General features: G+C 69.6%; 14 protein-coding genes and 2 pseudogenes. 4 read left to right on the top strand and 12 right to left on the bottom strand.

Going from position 1 to position 18,300, the window contains the following annotated elements; translation table 11 throughout:
- The 7 genes from KUTG_RS16845 to KUTG_RS16875 form a co-directional block, all read right to left on the bottom strand.
- Positions 1-336, bottom strand: a 336-nt coding sequence (locus KUTG_RS16845) for a histidine phosphatase family protein (RefSeq protein ID WP_198047203.1), incomplete at its 3' end; no start/stop codon positions are given.
- The gene (gene rsfS / locus KUTG_RS16850) at positions 333-710 is read right to left on the bottom strand and encodes a ribosome silencing factor (RefSeq protein ID WP_043717972.1); all 378 of its coding nucleotides are present in this window, start codon (positions 708-710) and stop codon (positions 333-335) included. The genes rsfS and KUTG_RS16845, both read right to left, overlap by 4 nt.
- A 267-nt stretch (positions 711-977) precedes the next feature.
- Positions 978-1,568: a nicotinate-nucleotide adenylyltransferase gene (gene nadD / locus KUTG_RS16855; RefSeq protein ID WP_043717974.1), complete on the bottom strand. Its 591-nt coding sequence runs from the start codon at positions 1,566-1,568 to the stop codon at positions 978-980.
- 123 nt (positions 1,569-1,691) lie between these two features.
- Complete coding sequence (locus KUTG_RS16860; protein WP_043717976.1) at positions 1,692-1,922, bottom strand: ferredoxin; 231 nt, start codon at positions 1,920-1,922, stop codon at positions 1,692-1,694.
- A 41-nt stretch (positions 1,923-1,963) separates the two neighbouring features.
- Positions 1,964-3,166: a cytochrome P450 gene (locus KUTG_RS16865; RefSeq protein WP_043717978.1), complete on the bottom strand. Its 1,203-nt coding sequence runs from the start codon at positions 3,164-3,166 to the stop codon at positions 1,964-1,966.
- Positions 3,167-3,242: 76 nt separating this feature from the next.
- The gene (locus KUTG_RS16870) at positions 3,243-3,833 is read right to left on the bottom strand and encodes a TetR/AcrR family transcriptional regulator (RefSeq protein WP_043717980.1); all 591 of its coding nucleotides are present in this window, start codon (positions 3,831-3,833) and stop codon (positions 3,243-3,245) included.
- A 22-nt stretch (positions 3,834-3,855) separates the two neighbouring features.
- Positions 3,856-5,121 carry a glutamate-5-semialdehyde dehydrogenase gene (locus KUTG_RS16875; protein ID WP_084579399.1) on the bottom strand — a complete coding sequence of 422 codons (1,266 nt, stop codon included), beginning with the start codon at positions 5,119-5,121 and terminating at the stop codon, positions 3,856-3,858.
- A 95-nt stretch (positions 5,122-5,216) separates the two neighbouring features.
- On the opposite strand from KUTG_RS16875, the gene KUTG_RS16880 reads away from it, so the two are divergent.
- On the top strand, positions 5,217-7,304 hold the full coding sequence (locus KUTG_RS16880) for a RecQ family ATP-dependent DNA helicase (RefSeq protein ID WP_043717985.1): 2,088 nt from the start codon (positions 5,217-5,219) through the stop codon (positions 7,302-7,304).
- Between the two features lie 7 nt (positions 7,305-7,311).
- On the opposite strand, the pseudogene KUTG_RS16885 reads toward KUTG_RS16880, so the two are convergent.
- The 3 genes and pseudogenes from KUTG_RS16885 to istA all read right to left on the bottom strand — a co-directional run.
- A pseudogene (locus KUTG_RS16885) lies at positions 7,312-8,172 on the bottom strand (pyridine nucleotide-disulfide oxidoreductase); the annotation flags it as partial.
- Between the two features lie 466 nt (positions 8,173-8,638).
- Positions 8,639-9,463 carry an IS21-like element helper ATPase IstB gene (gene istB, locus KUTG_RS16890; RefSeq protein ID WP_052394744.1) on the bottom strand — a complete coding sequence of 275 codons (825 nt, stop codon included), beginning with the start codon at positions 9,461-9,463 and terminating at the stop codon, positions 8,639-8,641.
- Entirely contained in the window at positions 9,460-11,070 is a 1,611-nt protein-coding gene (gene istA, locus KUTG_RS16895) for an IS21 family transposase (protein WP_232240832.1), read from the bottom strand. Before istA ends, istB begins: the two co-directional genes overlap by 4 nt.
- A gap of 172 nt (positions 11,071-11,242) precedes the next feature.
- Between istA and KUTG_RS16900 the strand changes: the two genes are divergently transcribed.
- The 3 genes from KUTG_RS16900 to KUTG_RS16910 all read left to right on the top strand — a co-directional run bounded on the left by KUTG_RS16900 (position 11,243) and on the right by KUTG_RS16910 (position 15,322).
- Positions 11,243-12,847 carry an ISL3 family transposase gene (locus KUTG_RS16900; protein WP_232240767.1) on the top strand — a complete coding sequence of 535 codons (1,605 nt, stop codon included), beginning with the start codon at positions 11,243-11,245 and terminating at the stop codon, positions 12,845-12,847.
- A gap of 499 nt (positions 12,848-13,346) precedes the next feature.
- Positions 13,347-14,378, top strand: coding sequence for a DUF2891 domain-containing protein (locus tag KUTG_RS16905; protein WP_052394746.1), 1,032 nt, complete (start codon positions 13,347-13,349; stop codon positions 14,376-14,378).
- A gap of 218 nt (positions 14,379-14,596) precedes the next feature.
- Positions 14,597-15,322 carry a G1 family glutamic endopeptidase gene (locus KUTG_RS16910; protein WP_043717992.1) on the top strand — a complete coding sequence of 242 codons (726 nt, stop codon included), beginning with the start codon at positions 14,597-14,599 and terminating at the stop codon, positions 15,320-15,322.
- A 402-nt stretch (positions 15,323-15,724) separates the two neighbouring features.
- Here the strand turns inward: KUTG_RS16910 and proB are convergent, their stop codons facing one another.
- Both proB and obgE read right to left on the bottom strand, forming a co-directional pair.
- Positions 15,725-17,140, bottom strand: coding sequence for a glutamate 5-kinase (gene proB / locus KUTG_RS56370; protein WP_084579401.1), 1,416 nt, complete (start codon positions 17,138-17,140; stop codon positions 15,725-15,727).
- A 4-nt stretch (positions 17,141-17,144) separates the two neighbouring features.
- Positions 17,145-18,300 (bottom strand): annotated as a pseudogene (gene obgE, locus KUTG_RS16920) (GTPase ObgE); the annotation flags it as partial.

Raw genomic sequence — 18,300 nt, forward strand, 5'->3', positions numbered from 1 at the left:
GTCGGACTGCCAGGTGCTGATGCCACCGGGGTAGCGGGCGTCCACCTCGGTGGAGGTGAGGCCCTGCCAGTGCCCGATGTCGGTCTCCCGCAGCCGCTTGTCCAGCCGCAGCGGCAGCCCGCCCGCCTCGACCAGGATCTTCGCGGTGTCGGTGGCCCGCCGCAGGTCGGAGGCCACCACCAGGTGCGGCTCGTACGCCAGCAGCGCGGGCGCCGCCGCCCGCGCCTGCTCCCGGCCCCGCTCGGTGAGCGGCGAGTCCAGGTGTCCCTGCCAGTGGCCGCTGGCGTTGTGCTCGGTCTGCCCGTGCCGCCACAGCAGGAGTCTGCTCAGGGTCATGAACCGTCCTCACTGGACCCGTCGTCGAACGGGATCTCCGGGCAGTCCTTCCACAGCCGCTCCAGGCCGTAGAAGACGCGCTCCTCGGTGTGCTGGACGTGCACCACGACATCGACGAAGTCGAGCAGCACCCAGCGGCCCTCGCGGGCGCCCTCGCGGCGGACCGGCTTGGTGCCGGCCTCCCGCATCTTCTCCTCGACGCCGTCCACGATGGCGCCGACCTGGCGCTCGTTGGACGCCGACGCGATCACGAAGCAGTCCGTGATCACGAGCTGGGCGGAGACGTCCAGCACCTTGATGTCGTGCGCCTTCTTGTCGGCGGCCGCGTGGGCGGCCACCAGTGCCAGCCGTCGTGCCTCGTCGGTGGCAGCCACGTCACTCCTTGCGTTCTTCACTTACGGGATGAGTGGTTAGGGTACCGTCCCGCGTCCGTCGAAAAACCCGTTGACCTGGGTGGGGCGCGAACGATCAGATATGGGCACACGGCCGCAGTGGGTGGCCCAACCGAAGGGAGGTGTGCGAATGCTCGGGAAGTCTCTCGGCGCGATCGCGCTTCGTCCCGTCGGGCGTACGCGATAGCACGCCAGGACTGACGAGTACGGGTCCCCCGATCCAGGCGCCGGATCGGGGGATTCCCGTCTTCAGCACTGGTAGAGGCCGCGCTTGGAGATGTACTGCACCACCCCGTCCGGCACCAGGTACCACACCGGCTGACCGGCGCAGACCCGGTCGCGGCAGGTCGTGGACGAGATCGCCATGGCCGGCACCTCGATCAGGCTCACGGATCCGGCCGGCAGGTCGTGGGGGTCCAGCCGGAAGCCCGGCCGGGTGACGCCGATGAAGTGGGCGCGGGTGAACAGCTCGTCGACCCGCTTCCACGACACGATCTGCGAGAGCGCGTCCGCGCCCGTGATGAAGAACAGGTCGTCGTCGGGGTACCGGTCGGCCAGGTCGGCCAGCGTGTCGGCGGTGTAGGTGGGGCCGCTGCGGTCGATGTCGACGCGGCTGACCGAGAAGCGCGGGTTGGACGCCGTCGCGATCACGGTCATCAGGTAGCGATCCTCGGCCGGGCTGACGTCGCGCCCGCTTTTCTGCCAGGGCTGCCCGGTCGGCACGAAGATCACTTCGTCCAGCTCGAACTTGGCCTGGACCTCGCTGGCCGCCACCAGGTGGCCGTGGTGGATCGGGTCGAAGGTGCCGCCCATGACCCCGACCCGGCGCTTGTCGGTCATAACGGCCCAGCGTAGGCAGCCGTCACCCGTTCGGCCCGCGGCAGCGCCGAAGTGTGAGCAACGGCTATCCGAGCGGACGGGAGGCGCCGACCGGCAGCCGGCCAGCCGGCGCCCCCGCGCCCCTCAGTCCAGCGGGGCGACCACCTTGTCGGTGCCGACCTCGCGCACCAGGATCGCCTCCATCGGGCACGACTCGGCGGCGGTGACCACCTCGTCGTCGGCGTCGACCTCGTCGGCGACCGGCGTGCCGTAGCCACCGTCGAGCGTGAAGTACTTCGGCGCGGTGCCGGCGCACACACCGGACCCGATGCACGTGCCCGAGTCGATCGTCACATTCCAGCGGCCGTCTGCCACCGTGTCCTCCTCAGCCAGTTCAGGAACCCGTCAATCCTGCATCACCAGGTGACGGGCAGCGCCTGCAGGCCCCGGACCAGGCGCCCCGTCTTGAACGGCACCTCGTCGACCGGCACCGCGAACCGCACGGCGGGCAGCCGGCGCAGCACGGATCCGACCGCGACCTGGAGCTCCAGCCGGGCCAGCTGGGCGCCGAGGCAGTGGTGCACGCCGTGACCGAACGCGATGTGCGGGTTGTTCTCCCGGTGGAAGTCGATCTCGTCGGCGTTGTCGAACACGCCGCCGTCGCGGTTGGCCGCCGCGGTCTGGGTGACGACCGCCTCGCCCGCCTTGACCAGCGTGCCGCTGAGCACGATGTCCTCGGTGGCGATGCGCGGCAGGCCGGCGGTGTTGCCCAGCGGCGTCATCCGCAGCAGCTCCTCGATCGCGGCGTCGAGTCGGTCGGGATTCTGCTGGAGGTCCCGCTTCAGCTCCGGCCGGCTGAGCAGCGTGTAGAGGAAGTTGCCGGTCTGGTTGGCGGTCGTCTCGTGGCCGGCGACCAGCAGGGTCACCCCGAACTGGACGAGTTCCTGCTCGGTGAGCCGGTCCTCCTCGTCGCGGGCGTGCACCAGGACGCCGAGCAGGTCGTCGGACGGCTCCTCACGGCGCTGGGCGACCAGGCTCGCCAGGTACGCCCGCAGGCCGTCCCGGCCCGCCTGGATCTCCTCCACGCTGTGCGCGGTGAGCGACAGCAGAGCGTCCGACCAGGCCCGGAACCGGTCACGGTCCTCGAAGGGCACGCCGAGCAGCTCGCAGATCATGGTGATCGGCAGCGGCAGCGAGAGTCCCTCGACCAGGTCGGCCGGCGGGCCCTGGGCCTCGATGGCGTCGAGCAGGCCGTCGACCACCTCCTGGGCCCGCGGCCGCAGCATCTCGATGCGCCGCATGGTGAACGCCTTGGCCACCAGCTTGCGCAACCGGCTGTGGTCCGGCGGGTCCATGGTCAGCAGGTTGCTCTCGGTCTGCATCAGCGGCGTGGTGCGGGGCACGTCGACGCCGAGGGTGGCCGCGCGGCTGAACCGCGGGTCGCCGAGCACGGTCTTGACGTCCTCGTAGCTGGTGGCCATCCAGGCCTCGCCGCCGTAGGGCATGCGCACCCTGGCCAGCTCGCCGTTGTCACGCAGCCGTCCGTACTCCGGATCGAGGTCCAGGCCCTTGGCCTCGCTGAACGGGTACGGACAGGCGCCACGGTCGACTGTCGTCATGTCAGGCTCCCCATAGCCGAACTGAGATGTAAGCTTCCGCTTACATCTCTGACGATAGGCACTTGGTTACCAGGCGTCAACCAACCGGATCGGTGTCGACCCGTTCGAGCAGCACGGACGCGGCGCGCAGCATCAGCCTCGCCACCTCCTCCGGATCGGCGCTGACCAGCGGTTCCTTACGCACGACCGTGCGCAGCATGCCCAGGCCGACGACCCAGGCCAGCACCAGATCGACCCGAAGGTCCGCATCCTCGGCGTCGGTGAGCGAGCCCAGCACCCGCGTGTAGTCCTGGCCCAACTGCTTGCGGATGACGTCGGCCGCGCCGTCGTGGCCGCTGGACCGCAGTGCGGCCAGCCACGCGCCGTCCTGGACGCCGCCCGTGTCCGGGTCGAGCATCCGCGCCAGCGTCCTGGCCAGCACCTGCTCGGCGGGCCACTCGGCGACCAGCGTCCGGCTCTCGGTGGCCAGGACGACGTGGAAGAGGTCTTCCTTGTTGCCGAAGTAGCGGAACAGCAGGGCCTGGTTCACGCCCGCGCGGTCGGCGATGTCACGGACGGTCGTACGCTCGAAGCCACGCTCGGTGAACAGCTCCTGGGCCGCGCGCAGCAAGGCGGCCTTGGTCGCTGATGCGTCACGTCTGCGATGTTCGGGCGCTTCTGAAGTCACGCCCGTGAACGTACCGGCGCTGTCAGGAGACGGGGCGGACGTGACCGTCGCCCCACACAACCCACTTCGTCGAGGTCAGCTCGGCCAGCCCCATCGGACCGCGGGCGTGCAGCTTCTGGGTGGAGATGCCGATCTCCGCGCCGAGGCCCATCTCGCCGCCGTCGGTGAACGACGTCGCGGCGTTCACCATCACCGCCGCCGCGTCCACGCGGGCCACGAAGTCCCGCGCCGCGCGCACGTCGTCGGAGACGATCGCCTCGGTATGGCCGCTGCCGTGCTCGCCGATGTGGTCGACGGCGTCGTCCAGCGAGTCGACGATGCGCATGGCGATGTCCAGGGACAGATACTCGGTGTCCCAGTCGGCGTCCGTGGCCGGCGTGACGTCGGCCAGCTCGGCGGCGCGCTTGTCGCCGTGCACGGTGACGCCGTGGATGAGGAGCTGGCGCACGGCCTCGGGCACGAACTGCTCGGCCACGTCCTGGTGCACGAGAACGGTCTCGGCGGAGTTGCAGACGCTGGGGCGGCGGGTCTTGGAGTTGATCAGGATCCGGTGCGCCATGTCGAGGTCGGCGGCACGGTCCACGTAGACGTGGCAGTTGCCGACGCCGGTCTCGATCGTCGGCACGGTCGCCTGCTGCACAACGGCGGAGATCAGGCCGGCGCCGCCGCGCGGGATGACCAGGTCGACCAGGCCGCGCGCGGTGATGAGGTGGCGCACGGACGCCCGGTCCTGACAGGGCAGCAGCTGCACGGCGTCGGCCGGGAAGTCATTGTCCGCCAACACCTCGCGGAGCACCTTGACCAACGCGATGTTGGACTGCTCGGCGCTGGAGGAGCCGCGGAGCAGGACCGCGTTGCCGGCCTTGACCGTGAGGCCTGCGGCGTCGACCGTGACGTTCGGACGAGCCTCGTAGACGATGCCGATGACGCCGAGCGGGACCTGGACCTGGCGCAGTTCCAGGCCGTTGGGCAGCGTCGAGCCGCGACGGACGTCGCCGATCGGGTCCGGCAAGCCGGCGACCGAGCGCAGGCCGTCGGCGATGCCGCCGACCCGCTTCTCACTGAGGGCGAGCCGGTCGAGCAGGGCATCGCCGATGTTCGCGTCGCGGCCGGCGGCGAGGTCGCGCTCGTTGGCGGCGAGGATGTCGGCGGTGGCGGCCTCGAGGGCGTCGGCCATCGCCAGCAGCACGGCGTTCTTGCGCTGCGTGTTGGCGGTCGCGAGGAATTTGGCGGCGACTCGGGCCCGCTTGGCGGCGTCGTGGACCTGGTCCCGCAGCTCGTCGGTCACTGTTGAATCGTAGAACAATCTCGCTCGACCCGAAATATGGGCCTCGACCTCGGGCGGCCGTGGAACTGTCAGATTCGTGGTGTAGGCATGTGCTCATGGACGACCAGGCCTTGCGTGAGCAGGCAGAGGAACACCTCAGGGCCCTCGCCGGCCCGGAGGCGAGACTCCGTGACGACCAGTGGACGGCGATCAGCGCACTGGTGTCGCAGCGCCGTCGCGCGCTGGTCGTTCAGCGCACCGGCTGGGGCAAGTCGGCGGTGTACTTCATCGCCACGGCCTTGTTGCGGTCGTTGGGCGAGGGGCCGACGGTGATCGTGTCGCCGCTGCTGGCCCTGATGCGCAACCAGGTGGAGGCGGCGGCCCGCGCGGGGGTGCGCGCGGCGACCATCAACTCCGCCAACCTCGGTGAGTGGCAGCAGGTCCAGGACGCCGTCACCGGCGGTGACGTGGACGTGCTGCTCGTGAGCCCGGAGCGGTTGAACAACCCGGATTTCCGCGACAACGTGCTGCCGAGTCTGACCGCGAGCGCGGGCCTGCTCGTGGTGGACGAGGCGCACTGCATCTCCGACTGGGGCCACGACTTCCGCCCCGACTACCGGCGCCTCCGCACACTTCTGGGTGAACTGCCGGAGGGCGTGCCGGTGTTGGCCACGACGGCGACCGCGAACGACCGTGTGGTGCGCGACGTCGCCGATCAGCTGGGCATCGGTGGCACCCAGACGCTGGTGCTGCGCGGCCCGCTGGACCGGGAAAGCCTGCACCTGGCCGTCGTCACGTTGCCGAGCCCGGCGGCGCGGCTGGGGTGGCTGGCCGAGAAGCTGACCGAGCTCTCCGGCTCCGGCATCATCTACACGTTGACGGTGTCCGCCGCCGAAGACGTGGCGTCCTTCCTGCGCGAGCGGGGCTTCGAGGTGGCGGCGTACTCCGGCAAGACCGACCCGGCCGAACGCGAGCGAGCCGAGGCGGACCTGTTGGCCAACCGCGTCAAGGCGCTGGTCGCGACCTCGGCGCTGGGCATGGGCTTCGACAAGCCGGACCTGGGATTCGTGGTGCACCTGGGCGCACCGCAGTCCCCGATCGCGTACTACCAGCAGATCGGTCGTGCCGGCCGTGGCGTGCAGCGCGCGGAGGTGCTGCTGTTGCCGGGCCGGGAGGACCGGGAGATCTGGCAGTACTTCGCGTCGCTGGCCTTCCCGCCGGAACACGTGGTGCGCCAGGTGCTGGACGGGCTGGCGATGAGCGACCGTCCACTGTCGACGGCCGCGCTGGAGCCGATGGTGGAGCTGTCCCGCAGCCGGCTCGAGGTCGTGCTCAAGGTGCTGGACGTGGACGGCGCGGTGCACCGCGTGCGCGGCGGCTGGGTGTCGACGGGCGAGCCGTGGCAGTACGACGAGGAGCGCTACGGCCGTCTCGGCCAGGCTCGCCGGGCCGAGCAGCAGGCCATGCTCGACTACCAGGCCACCGAAAGCTGCCGCATGGAGTTCCTGCTGCGGCAGTTGGACGATCCGGCGGCGGCGCCCTGCGGGCGGTGTGACAACTGCACGGGCCGGCGGTGGAGCGTCGAGGTGTCGGGGCAGGCCTCGACCGCCGCGCAGGACCGGCTGAACCGGCCCGGCGTGGAGATCGCGCCGCGGAAGATGTGGCCGAGTGGCATGTCGGGGCTGGGCGTGCCGCTGTCGGGCAAGATCCCGGCCGGCGAGCAGGCCGAGGAGGGCCGGGCGCTGGGCCGGCTGACCGATATCGGCTGGGGCAACCGTTTGCGCGACCTGCTGGCCGACGACGCGCCGGACCAGCCGGTGCCGGACGACGTGTTCAACGCCTGCGTGCAGGTGCTCTCGTCGTGGAAGTGGGAGCAGCGGCCGTCTGGCGTCGTGACGATCGGCTCCCGCCGTCGGCCGAAGCTCGTCGCCAGCCTCGGCGAGCGACTGGCGACGATCGGGCGGCTGACCTATCTCGGTGAGATCGAATCAGCCGGCGAGGGCACCCGGCGCAGCAACAGCGCGCAGCGCCTGGCCGGCTTGTGGCAGGGCCTGCGCGCGCCGGAGTCCTTCTCCCCCAACGGTCCCGTGTTGCTGGTGGACGATCTCGTGGACAGCGGCTGGACTATGACGCTCGCGGTCCGACTGCTCCGAGAAGGAGGCGCCCCCGCGGTGCTTCCGTTCGCGCTCGCCGTCACGAACTAGCGATCCCTTATTGCCCAAGCGGAACAGCGAAGCCGCTTTGCGACGCCGCGAGCATCTCCGAGCGGGACACCACCTTGATCCGCTCGCGGCCGTGCGGCTCGCCGAGCGCCCGCTCGTAGGCGTCGAGGTTCCGCCAGCCCTGCCAGGTGGTGAACTCGATGCCCCGTTCGTTCAGGTACGTCACCACGGCGTCCGGCTCCGGCCGGGCAGCCGGCGACAGGCTGGGGGCGTCGGCCAGGAGCGCGGCCACGGTCTCGGACGAGCAGCCCTTGGTGTGGCCGATGAGGCCGATCGGGCCGCGCTTGATCCACCCGGACACGTAGGCGCCGAGCACCAGGTCGCCGTCGAGGTCCAGGATCCGGCCCTCGTTGTGCGGGATCGTCCCGGTGACGTGATCGAGCGGCAGATCCGCGAGATGCGAGGACAGGTAGCCCACCGCCCGGTATACCGCCTGGACGTCCCAGTCCTGGAACACACCCGTGCCGCATACGGTCCCGTCGCCCGTCAGTTCGGTGCGTTCGGTTCGCAGGCCGGTGACCGCGCCGTCCGCGCCGAGGATCTCCACCGGCGTGTGGAAGAAGTGCAGGTGCAGTCGGCGCGGGCGGTTGCCGACGTCCCGGATGGCCCAGTCCTGCAGGGTTTTCACCACCATGTCGATCTGCTTGGACGACCGCGTCGCGGCGATGGACGCCTCGTCGAACTCGATGTCCTCCGGGTCGACGATCACCTCCACCGTCGGGGAGTGGTCCAGTTCCCGTAGTTCCAGCGGCGTGAACTTGGCTTGCGCGGGACCACGCCGGCCGAACACGTGCACATCGGTGACCGGACTGGCCGTCAGTCCCGCATGCACGTTGTCCGGGATGTCGGTGGCCGGCGTCTTACCTAATCTTCGATGTGATTCGCACTACCGCCCACCCCACATCGGCCAGGACCGAAACTCGGACCATCGATCACGCCCGACGATCAGGGCCGACCGTCACGGCCGCCGATCACACCGACGACCGCCGCCAACGATCAGAGCCGACGGTCGCGGCCGACAATCGGGCCCACGGTCACCGCTGACAGTCAGACCGCCGGTCGGCGCCAGCGTCCAAGACCCGCGGCCACCACCGGCGATCACGCCGGCCAATCGGTACCAGCGTTCAAAACCTGCCGTTGCCACCGGCGATCACGCCACCGACCAAGCCCAACGGTCAGGGCCGACAGCCATCTCCGGTGATCACAGCCAATGTCGCCTGCCGCGCTCAATGGACCACCGTTGTGCCACGAGCTAGGGACCACCTCGGACCGGGGTCACGGGCCTGTGCTGATGGTGGTCCAGCCAGTGGCAATCGTCAATCCTGAGGGTCGCCCTCACGCTGTCGGGTGAGGCCGGCGATGGTGGGCTTCTGCCGCTGCCGGTAGCTCTCGCCCTCGATGACCAACTCGAACGCAGCGGACTGCAGCCGGTCGATCGCCGACTGCGCCAGCAGCGGGTCGGCCATCATGGCCAGCATCTCCGGTGGCTCCCGGTTAGAGGTGATGATCGTGGACGCCTCCCGGTGGCGTTCCACGATCAACTGGTAGAAGTCGTTGGTCTGCAACCCATCCAGCGGTTGCAGAGCCAAATCGTCGATGATCAACAGCTCGATCCGTTGGAGCTTGCGCATCTCGTCTTCGTAGGTGTGGTCCAGCCGCGCGGCGCGGAGTCGTTTGAACAGTTTGTCGGCGCGTTCGACGTGCACGCTCCACTTGCGGCGGACAGCTGCGTGCCCCAACGCGTTGGCCAGGAACGTTTTCCCGACCCCAACCGGGCCCATGATCAAGACGTTGTAGGAGTCCATGACGAACCGCAGCGAGGTCAGCTCGGCCCAGAGTTGCCTGTCGAAGCTGACCTTGGTGGTCTCGTCCCAGGCGTCCAGGTGCATGGCCGGGTCCAGCTGCGCGGTCTTGGCCCGCAGCTGGATGGCCTGGCGGTCGCGGCGGGCGACCTCGTCGGCCAGTAGCATCTCCAGGAAATCGTGGTGGGGCAGGTGTTCGGTGCGGGCCAACGCGAGACGCTCAGACAGGGTGTCCAGCATCCTCCCCAGCTTCAGGCGCCGCAGCAACCCTGTCAGCTCGGGTGAGACCTCGATCGGCTTGGGCTCAGTGCGGGCCGCCGCGCGGCTGGCGGGGCTCATGAGGGCCTCCGAACGGAGAAGTCGTTGCTGTCACGGACAAAGCGACTGGCTGTGGCAGGTCGAGGTGTGGTGGCCTGTTCGTCGGCTTGGCCGTCGCGGCCGCGGGTGAGCATCCGGTCGATCAGACCGACATTGACCGTTTCAGCGTCCAGAGCGCGCTGGCACGCTTGGTCGACGGCCTCGGCGCCGTGCCGGCGGACCAGACCGAGGAGTCGATAGACCTGGCGCATCTTGGTCCAGGGCAACGGATGCTCCAGTATCGCGGCGGTGTAGGCGGCGATGTGATCGCCGTAGACGGCGGCGCGGCGGTGTAGCGCGTCCAGGTCGCGCATCGCGTAGACGGCCTGCTCGGTGGGCAGATCCGCCGGGTCGGTGCGCCGACGGCCGGGCTCGACCACCAGATGGACCTTGATTAGCTGCCCGTGCCAGTAGAGCTTGATCGTCGTGCCGTCGGCGCGGGCCAGGATCCGTTGCCCTATCAGCTCTCCGGGCACCGAATACAAGGCCCGGCCGATCTCGACATGCCGATCCGGGGCGACCTTCGGGCGGCTGTAGGACGGCACTGCGAACCCGGTTTCCGGTGCTGGCAACAACAACGGGCGTTCCTCGGCGGCGAACACCTCCGCCGGGCGGCACTGCGTTGTGCGGTGAACGCGCATCCCCGCGACCTGGGCGCACCACGTCACTGCACGTTCCCGGCAGTCGTCGATGTCACGGAAGTCTTCTCCGGCAAAGAAATTCGAGCGCGCGTAGGGAACGCAGCGCTCGACGCGGGGCTTGTCCCGCGGATGCCGAACCCGAGCCGGGTCCACCACGAACCCACGTGCTTGGGCGTACTCGCGAAACGCATCGTTCAAGCGTGGGTCGACCGCGTCCGCGCGGTCGACGATCGTCTTCATGTTGTCGGGGATCGCCACGGGGAACACGCCGCCGAAAAACGCCCACGCGGCCTCGAACCCGGCCACCACGTCGTCCAGGGTTTGGCGCAGGGTCGGGTAGACGAACATGTGCCGGGAGTAGACCGCGGTGAAGATCAGCCCTTGGGCGACCCGGCGCCGGCCGGTGGCCGGGTCGGGCACCAGCCCGAGCCGGCCGAAGTCGACCTGCACCTCGCGGCCTGGCTCGCCGTCAGCGACCCGCACGGTCGGTTGACGCCGGCCGAACCCGAGCTCCGCGACGGCGAAGCGGTGCAACGTCCGATACGGCACCACGATCCCGCGTCGCTCCAACAACATGTGGACCTTCGCCAGCGTGAGATTCTGGCCCAGCCATGCCTTGATCTGCTCGCGTTGCCCGGCGATGGCCTCCCACGAGGCGCCGGTGCCGCGGGGCCGTTCCGGACGGACTACGGCCACCACCGCGCCCAGCAGCTCGTCAGTCAGCCGGCTTTGGTCGTCTTCACGGTCCAGGCCGGCGGCTTGGGCGGCCTGCACGTAGCGGCGGACGGTCTTGCGGTCCAGCCCGGCCAGTCGGGTCACCTCCCGCAGCGACTGGCCGGCCAGCCACAGCCGGAGCACTTCCTTGATCTCAATCACGGATACCTCCCGGTACGCCATTTGACCAGCACAAACGGCCTGGCGACCGGGGGCGGGAAGCCACACCGGCACTGCCGGGTGGTGGTCCCATCAGTGGCAAAACCTGATCGGGGTGGTCCCATCCTCGGGCTCTGGGACAGATTGCGTGATCAAGTTTCACGGAGATCGAACGGCCGTAGGGTGATCATCTTCGGAGTGTGATGATCATGCTCTTGACGTGTTGCTTCCACACCTGAGTGGTGTGGTGATCGAGCGGGTCGAGCAGACGGCCGCTGGCGTGCTGATGTGGGTGAACTCGACGGCGCCGCAGGCGGCCTGCCACGCGTGCGGTCACCCCGCGAGCCGGGTGCACAGCCGCTACGACCGCAGGCTGGCTGACGCGGCGATCGCCGGCCAGGCCGTGGCGCTGCGCCTGCGGGTACGACGTTTCTTCTGTGGCAACACCGAGTGCGTCGTGCGCACCTTCACTGAGCAGCCCGCCGGCGTGGCCACTCGGCACGCGCGCAGAACCCCGTTGTCGCGCACGATGCTGACCTCGATCAGTGTGGCTCTGGCCGGCCGCGCAGGCGCGCGGTTGGCCACGGTGCTGGGATTGCCGGCGAGTCGGAACACGCTGTTACGGCTGCTGCGGGCCCTGCCGGAGAAGCCGGTCGGCGAGGTCACGGCCGTGGGCATCGACGATTTCGCAATCCGGAAAGGACAAACCTACGCCACAATCATCATCGATCTCGGGACACACCAACCCATCGACGTGCTCCCAGACCGGGAGGCCGACACGCTCGCGGAGTGGTTGAAGGCCCACCCCGAGATCCAGATCATCGCTCGGGACCGAGCCAGCGCTTACGCCGAAGCCAGCACGCGAGGCGCGCCGCAGGCAACGCAGTGCGCGGACCGGTGGCATGTCTGGAAGAACCTGGGCGAGGCCGTCGAGAAGACCGTCATCGCCCACCGCAAATGCCTGTCCGAGCCCATCACGCCCGACCATCACGCTGAAGGTGCCGTTGACGACCCTACCGAGACGGTCGAGACGGACCCGCCGCCGGCTCCCGACCTTGAGCCGGCCGACCCTGGCGGGCTGGCAGAGTCGTCGTTCGTGGCGAGGATCCGCGAGCGGTACGACGCTGTGCGGGCCTTGCACGCCGAAGGCATGGGGATTCGGGCGATCACTCGCGAGCTGCGGCTGGACCGGAAGACGGTCCGCCGGATCGTCCAAGCCGGCGACGTCGAGGACCTCATCGCCAAGACCACCTCCCGGCACTCACGGCTGGACAACTTCAAGCCCTACCTCAACCAGCGCTGGATCGGCGGCCACACCAACATCACCCGGCTGATCACCGAAATCCGCGAGCAGGGCTACCGAGGCAGTGCCCAGACTGTCTACCGCTACCTGCGCCCCTTTCGCGCCGGCCGCACACCCAGAGCCGTGGTGGCCGCCGCCCCCACAGCCTCCGCTCCGCCGAAAATCCGCCACGTCACCGGGTGGATCATGCGTGACCCCGACAACCTGCCCGACAAGGACTGCTTGCGGCTCAAGGAGATCCTCGCCCGATGCCCCGAACTGGAGGCCACCCGTCGGCACGTCGGCTCGTTCGCGTGCATGATTCGCAACCTCAGCGGCGACCACCTGCCCGACTGGATGGACTGCGTCCGCGAGGACAACCTTCCCGCGCTGCACTCATTCGTCAACGGCCTGCGCCAAGACTTGGCCGCGGTGACTGCCGGACTTACGCTGCCGTGGAGCAACGGTCCCACCGAAGGCACAGTTAACAAGATCAAGCTCCTCAAGAGGATGGCATTCGGCCGAGCAGGATTTCCCTTGCTGAGGAAGAGAATCCTGCACGCGACCTAGCACGGACCTGTCGGATCGAGTCTAGTTGATCACACAACTTGGCCCAGAGCCCATCCTCGTGGCAGAAACGGGACTCAACTGGTCCCATGAACGCGGCAGACGACACAGCCAACGACCGAGGCCAACGATCAGAGCCCGCGAACAGTGCCCGCGACAAGGCCCGCGGCTACGGCCAGCGGGCGGCACCGCGGGCAGGGCCAGCAGGCAGGACTGGAGAGCAGGCCCGTGGCCACGGGCCACAAGGAAAACGACCGGACAGAACCGCGACCGACTGATGCAATTGTTCGTTTGAGCGATTCTGACCGGTCGGCGTGTCCATCGTCGATCGAGGACCGCGGCGGGGCCACTGTCGAGCAATGCGACCGCAGTCGACGATGTCGGTCACGCTCGGCCGAGGCGGTCGTGGTCGCCATCGTGCTGCCCGGAAGGAGGTCCGGAAGTAACACGGCGCATCCCCAGGAGCGATGTCATCACAATCCGCTCATCACGGAGGAGAGTCTTGAGCACTCTGGGGAAGGCCGACCGGCAGGCACTGCTGCTGGCCAGGGCCGAGGACTTCGCGAAAATCATCCTGGTCACCGTGCGCCGGGAGTTTCCCAACCACATCAGGCATGTCATGCAGGGCCCGGGCGACATGCCCAACCGGCCGAAGGACGTCTTTCCGGCGTTCTACGGCTGCTTCGACTGGCACTCGTGCGTCGAAATGCACTGGGCGCTCGTGCGCCTCCTGCGTGCGATGCCCGATCACGTGCCGGCCGCCGAGATCCGAGCGGTGCTCGACGAGCACCTGACGGCCGAGGCGATCGCGGTGGAAACACGCAGCTTCCACGAGTTCGACAAACACGCGCGGCCCTACGCGTGGGGTTGGGAGCACATGCTCCACCACGAACTGTCCACCTGGGACGATCCGGACGCGCAACGCTGGGCGGCGAACCTGACGCCGCTGACCGAGGCGATCACGGACGCGTTCACCGACTGGCTGCCGAAGGCGACCTACCCGGACCGGCAGGGCATGCACCTCAACAGTGCGTTCGGGCTTTCCCTGGCCTTGCCGCACGCCCACGCGCTGAACGACCGGGGCAACCCGGCGCTGGTGAACGCCATCTCCGACGCCGCGCACCGCTGGTTCGACGGCGACGTCGACTATCCGGCGCGCATGGAGCCGGGCGGGGCCGATTTCCTCTCCCCCGCGCTGTGCGAGGCGGAACTGATGTCGAAGCTGTTCGGACCAACCGAGTTCATCCAGTGGTTCGATCGATTCCTGCCGGACATCACGACCAGCGGTCTGTACACACCGGCCGTCGTTACCGATGACTCCGACGGGCAGATCGCCCATCTGCACGGATTGAATCTGAGCCGGGCGTTGTGCCTGCTCCGATTGGCCTCAGTCCTTCCGCCGAGCGACGTCCGCATCGCCGAGATGCAGGCCGCCGCGGCCGCGCACGCCGGGCCGGAACTGGATCTGACCAGCGGGACCGACTACATGGTCGAGCATTGGCTCGCCTGCTACGCGGTGCTGCTGCTGACCTGACACAAAGGGCACCAAAACGGATTTATCGCCGCCGGGAACCCCCCGAAAGTAGCTACCGCGGCCCGATGGTCCGTTGAAAGATCAGTACGGGTTCCGCCGGGGAATCTGATCAGTTCCCCGGCGGAATTCCGAGAATTGCGCCTGTCCCTCCACCACCCCTGCAAGGCACTCCCGCAACGCCGATCAGCGGTCGGGAGTCGCCGGTGAAAGGATCGGAAATGCTCGCCACTCGTCTCACCCGCGCCCTGGTCGCGGCCGCTCTCGCGGCTGCCGGACTCGCTGCCGGCACGGCCGCCGCCACCACCGGCCCCGCCACGTTCGGCCCGCACGTCAACTTCGGGCACGGCGTGGGCAGCAACTTCTCCGGCGGCAACTGGGGCGGCTACGCCAGCTTCGGCAGCTGGACCACCGCGACCGCCAGCTGGACCGAGCCGTCGATGACCTGCAGGTCCAGCAACGACCTGGTCGCGCCGTGGGTCGGCATCGACGGCGACGGCTCGTCCACTGTCGAGCAGACCGGTGTCGCCACCGACTGCTCCAGCGGCCGCCCGGTCTACCAGGCGTGGTACGAGATGTACCCGGCCGCACCGGTGTACTACAGCAACGCGGTCAGCGCCGGCGACCACTTCACCGCCACGGTGACTCGCTCCGGCACCAGCTACAAGCTGGACATCAGCGACACCACCAAGGGGTGGACCAAGACCACCACCAAGTCGCTGAGCAGCGCCCGGCACTACTCGGCCGAGGCGATCATCGAGTCGCCCACCGACTCGTACCCGTCGGTCAGCGGCAACGCCTTCACCTTCACCGGCGTGAAGTTCGACGGCAAGACCCTCAAGGCCACCAACCCGTCCGCGCTGAACGCCGACGACCGGGGCACCAACACCTGGATCCCTGGCGCGATCAGCTCCAACGGCACCGGCTTCTCGATCACCAGGCACTGACCAGCGCCTGCGGCCAGACAGCCGCACCCGTCACGGGCGATCCCTGTGGCGGGTGCGGTTTTCATTTGTGCGGGGTGGGTGGGGGAAGAAAGTCGAGAAGTCCGGCGCAGTCGAGAAGTCCGGACGCAATCGACGACCGCGTGCGGCCGGCCCGACGACGGACGCAGGTCAGCAGGGCGGACGCGGCGGGGTGCCAGAGGTGACTGCGCAGGACGCGGCCGACGACCTTGTCAGTGCCAAGCGGCAGCGATGTGGTGGGTATGAAGCGGCGAGATAGTTGGGCAGCGGCCGCAGCGGCGGGGCGATTGGTGGGCTGGAGGGACGTTCCGCGCGGGCGAACAAACCGGGGCGGGCAGAAGCGGGGGCGACCGGACGACCCGGGGTGGCCGGGCACGGGCGGGGTCAGCTGGGGTGTGGGAGGGGGACCAGGTCGTCGGCGTGGACTACCTCGCGGCGCTGTTCGGGGGCGAGGTGGTGGGTGGAGCGGCCGATCATGGCGGGGAGTTCGACGGCGTCGAAGGCGACTACGCCGCGGGCTACGACCTTGCCGGCGGGGTCGGTGAGGTCGACCACGTCGCCGGCATCGAAGTCACCGTGGACGCCGGCGATGCCGGCGGCAAGTAGGGAGCGGCGGCGGGTGACGACGGCAGTTACGGCGCCGTCGTCGAGGGTGAGGCGGCCGGCGGAGTCGGCGGCGTGAGCGAGCCAGAAGCGGCGGGCCGACAGGCGAGAGCCGGTGGCGGCGAAGGCAGTGCCGACAGCGGCCGGAACGCCAGCCGAAACGGGGCCGCCGGCAATCAGGGCCGGAACCGAGGCAGCGCCAGCAGAAGCCGAGAGGTCTGCTGAAGGAGTGACGGACGAAGCCGCGGCCAAACCCGAAGCAGCGTCAGCAGAAGCCGCGGTCACGCCCGAAGCGATACCGGAAGAAGCCGCGGCCAAGCCCGAAGCAGTGTCGACAGAAGCCGGGGCGAGAGCTGAAGGAGCGCCGGCAGAAGGTGTGGCCGGAGCTGGAGCGGTGCTGGCCGAGGCGGCGGGCGGCGGCGAAGGGGCACCCGCGGGGGTGGCGGCCAGGGCTGAGGCGGCGTCGGCGGAGGAGGCCAGCAACACGGGGATGCCGGCGGAGGAGGCGAGGCGGGCGGCGGCCAGCTTGGAGGCCATGCCGCCGGTGCCGACGCCGGAGGCGCCGGTGGTGCCGGCGATGACGTCGGCGAGGTCGGACTCGTCGACCACCTCGGTGATGCGGCGGGCGTCGGAGCGGCGGGGGTCGCCGGTGTAGAGGGCGTCGACGTCGGAGAGGAGAACGAGGGCATCGGCGCCGACGAGGTGGGCGACGAGGGCAGCGAGACGGTCGTTGTCGCCGAAGCGGATCTCGTCGGTGGCGACGGTGTCGTTCTCGTTGACGACGGGCACGACGCCGAGGGCCAAGAGGCGGGAGAAGGTCCGCTGGGCGTTGCGGTAGTGGGAGCGGCGGACGACGTCGTCGGCGGTGAGGAGCAGCTGGCCGACGGTCAGGGAGTAGCGGGCGAAAGAGGTGGCGTAGGCGTGCACGAGCTCCAGCTGGCCGACGCTGGCGGCGGCCTGCTGGGTGGCCAGGTCCTTGGGGCGCTTGCCGATGCCGAGGGGGGCGAGGCCGGCGGCGATGGCACCGGACGAGACGAGCACCACCTGGCTGCCGGCGGCGGACCGGGCGGCGAGGGCGTCGACGAGTGCGTCCAAGCGGCTCGGGTCGAGACCTCCGACGGCGGTGGTGAGCGAGGAAGAACCGACCTTGACCACGATCCGCTTCGCGGCGGCGACTGCCTGGCGGGCCTGGGACACGCCCTTACTCCTCGTCGATCTCGTCCTCGGTGTCGAACTCGCTCCACTCGCCCGGGGTCCGCCGGGCCTTGCGGGCGGCCTTGCGCTCGGCGGCGCCGATGCGGTTGTTGGTCTCCAATCGGGCATCGGTGCCGCGACCGGTCATGAGTACCGCGACGCCGGCCGGCGTGGTCGGTTCCCAGTCGAAGGTCACATCGCCGATGGTGACGGGGCAGCCCGGCACGGCGCCGGCCTTGGCCAACGCCTCCTCGACACCCAGGCGGGCGAGCCGGTCGCCGAGGTAGCCGACGGCCTCGTCGTTGGAGAACTGGGTCTGGCGGATCCAGCGCTCGGGCCGGTTGCCGCGGATGATGAACCCGCCCTCGTTCTCGGGGTCGGCCTCGACGACAAAACCGGTGTCGTCGACGGCGACGGGCCGCAGCACGATGCGGGTGGGCTCCAGGATGGGCTGCGCGGCCCGGTGCTCCTCGACGGTCCGGGCCAGCGCGAAGGTGAGCTCCCGCAGGCCGGTCCGGGTGACGGTGGAGACCTCGAACACCGGCAGGCCACGGGCCTCCAGCTCGGGCCGGACGATGTCGGCCAGGTCCTGGGCGTCGGGCACGTCGGTCTTGTTCAGCACGACCAGTCGCGGCCGGGAGGCCAGCTCGCCGCCGAGCGACGGCGTGTACTTGGCCAGCTCGGCCTCAAGGGCGTCGATGTCGGACAGCGGGTCGCGGTTGGCCTCGAAGGTGGCGCAGTCGACGACGTGCACCAGCACGGCGCAGCGCTCGATGTGACGGAGGAAGTCCAGGCCGAGGCCCTTGCCCTCGCTGGCCCCGGGGATGAGGCCGGGCACGTCGGCCATGGTGAAGACGGCGTCGCCCGCGGTGACCACGCCCAGGTTGGGCACGAGCGTGGTGAACGGGTAGTCGGCGATCTTGGGCCGAGCCGCGGACAGCACGGCGATCAGCGACGACTTGCCGGCCGACGGGAAGCCGACCAGGCCGACGTCGGCGACGGACTTGAGCTCCAGGACGAGGTCGCGGGTCTCGCCCTCCTCGCCGAGCAGGGCGAAGCCGGGCGCACGCCGGGCCTTGGAGGCCAGCGAGGCGTTGCCGAGACCGCCGCGGCCGAACCTGGGCGGCGACGAGCCGGGTGCCGGCGCCGACCAGGTCGGCCAG

The organism is Kutzneria sp. 744, assembly GCF_000568255.1.
In the GTDB taxonomy this organism is placed as follows: domain Bacteria; phylum Actinomycetota; class Actinomycetes; order Mycobacteriales; family Pseudonocardiaceae; genus Kutzneria.

Excerpts from the sequence above, each read along its gene's own strand:
- KUTG_RS16865 (WP_043717978.1), bottom strand. The coding sequence starts at position 3,166 with ATGACGACAGTCGACCGTGGCGCCTGTCCGTACCCGTTCAGCGAGGCC.
- nadD (WP_043717974.1), bottom strand. The coding sequence starts at position 1,568 with ATGACCGACAAGCGCCGGGTCGGGGTCATGGGCGGCACCTTCGACCCG.
- KUTG_RS16910 (WP_043717992.1), top strand. The coding sequence starts at position 14,597 with ATGCTCGCCACTCGTCTCACCCGCGCCCTGGTCGCGGCCGCTCTCGCG.
- KUTG_RS16880 (WP_043717985.1), top strand. The coding sequence starts at position 5,217 with ATGGACGACCAGGCCTTGCGTGAGCAGGCAGAGGAACACCTCAGGGCC.
- istB (WP_052394744.1), bottom strand. The coding sequence starts at position 9,463 with ATGAGCCCCGCCAGCCGCGCGGCGGCCCGCACTGAGCCCAAGCCGATC.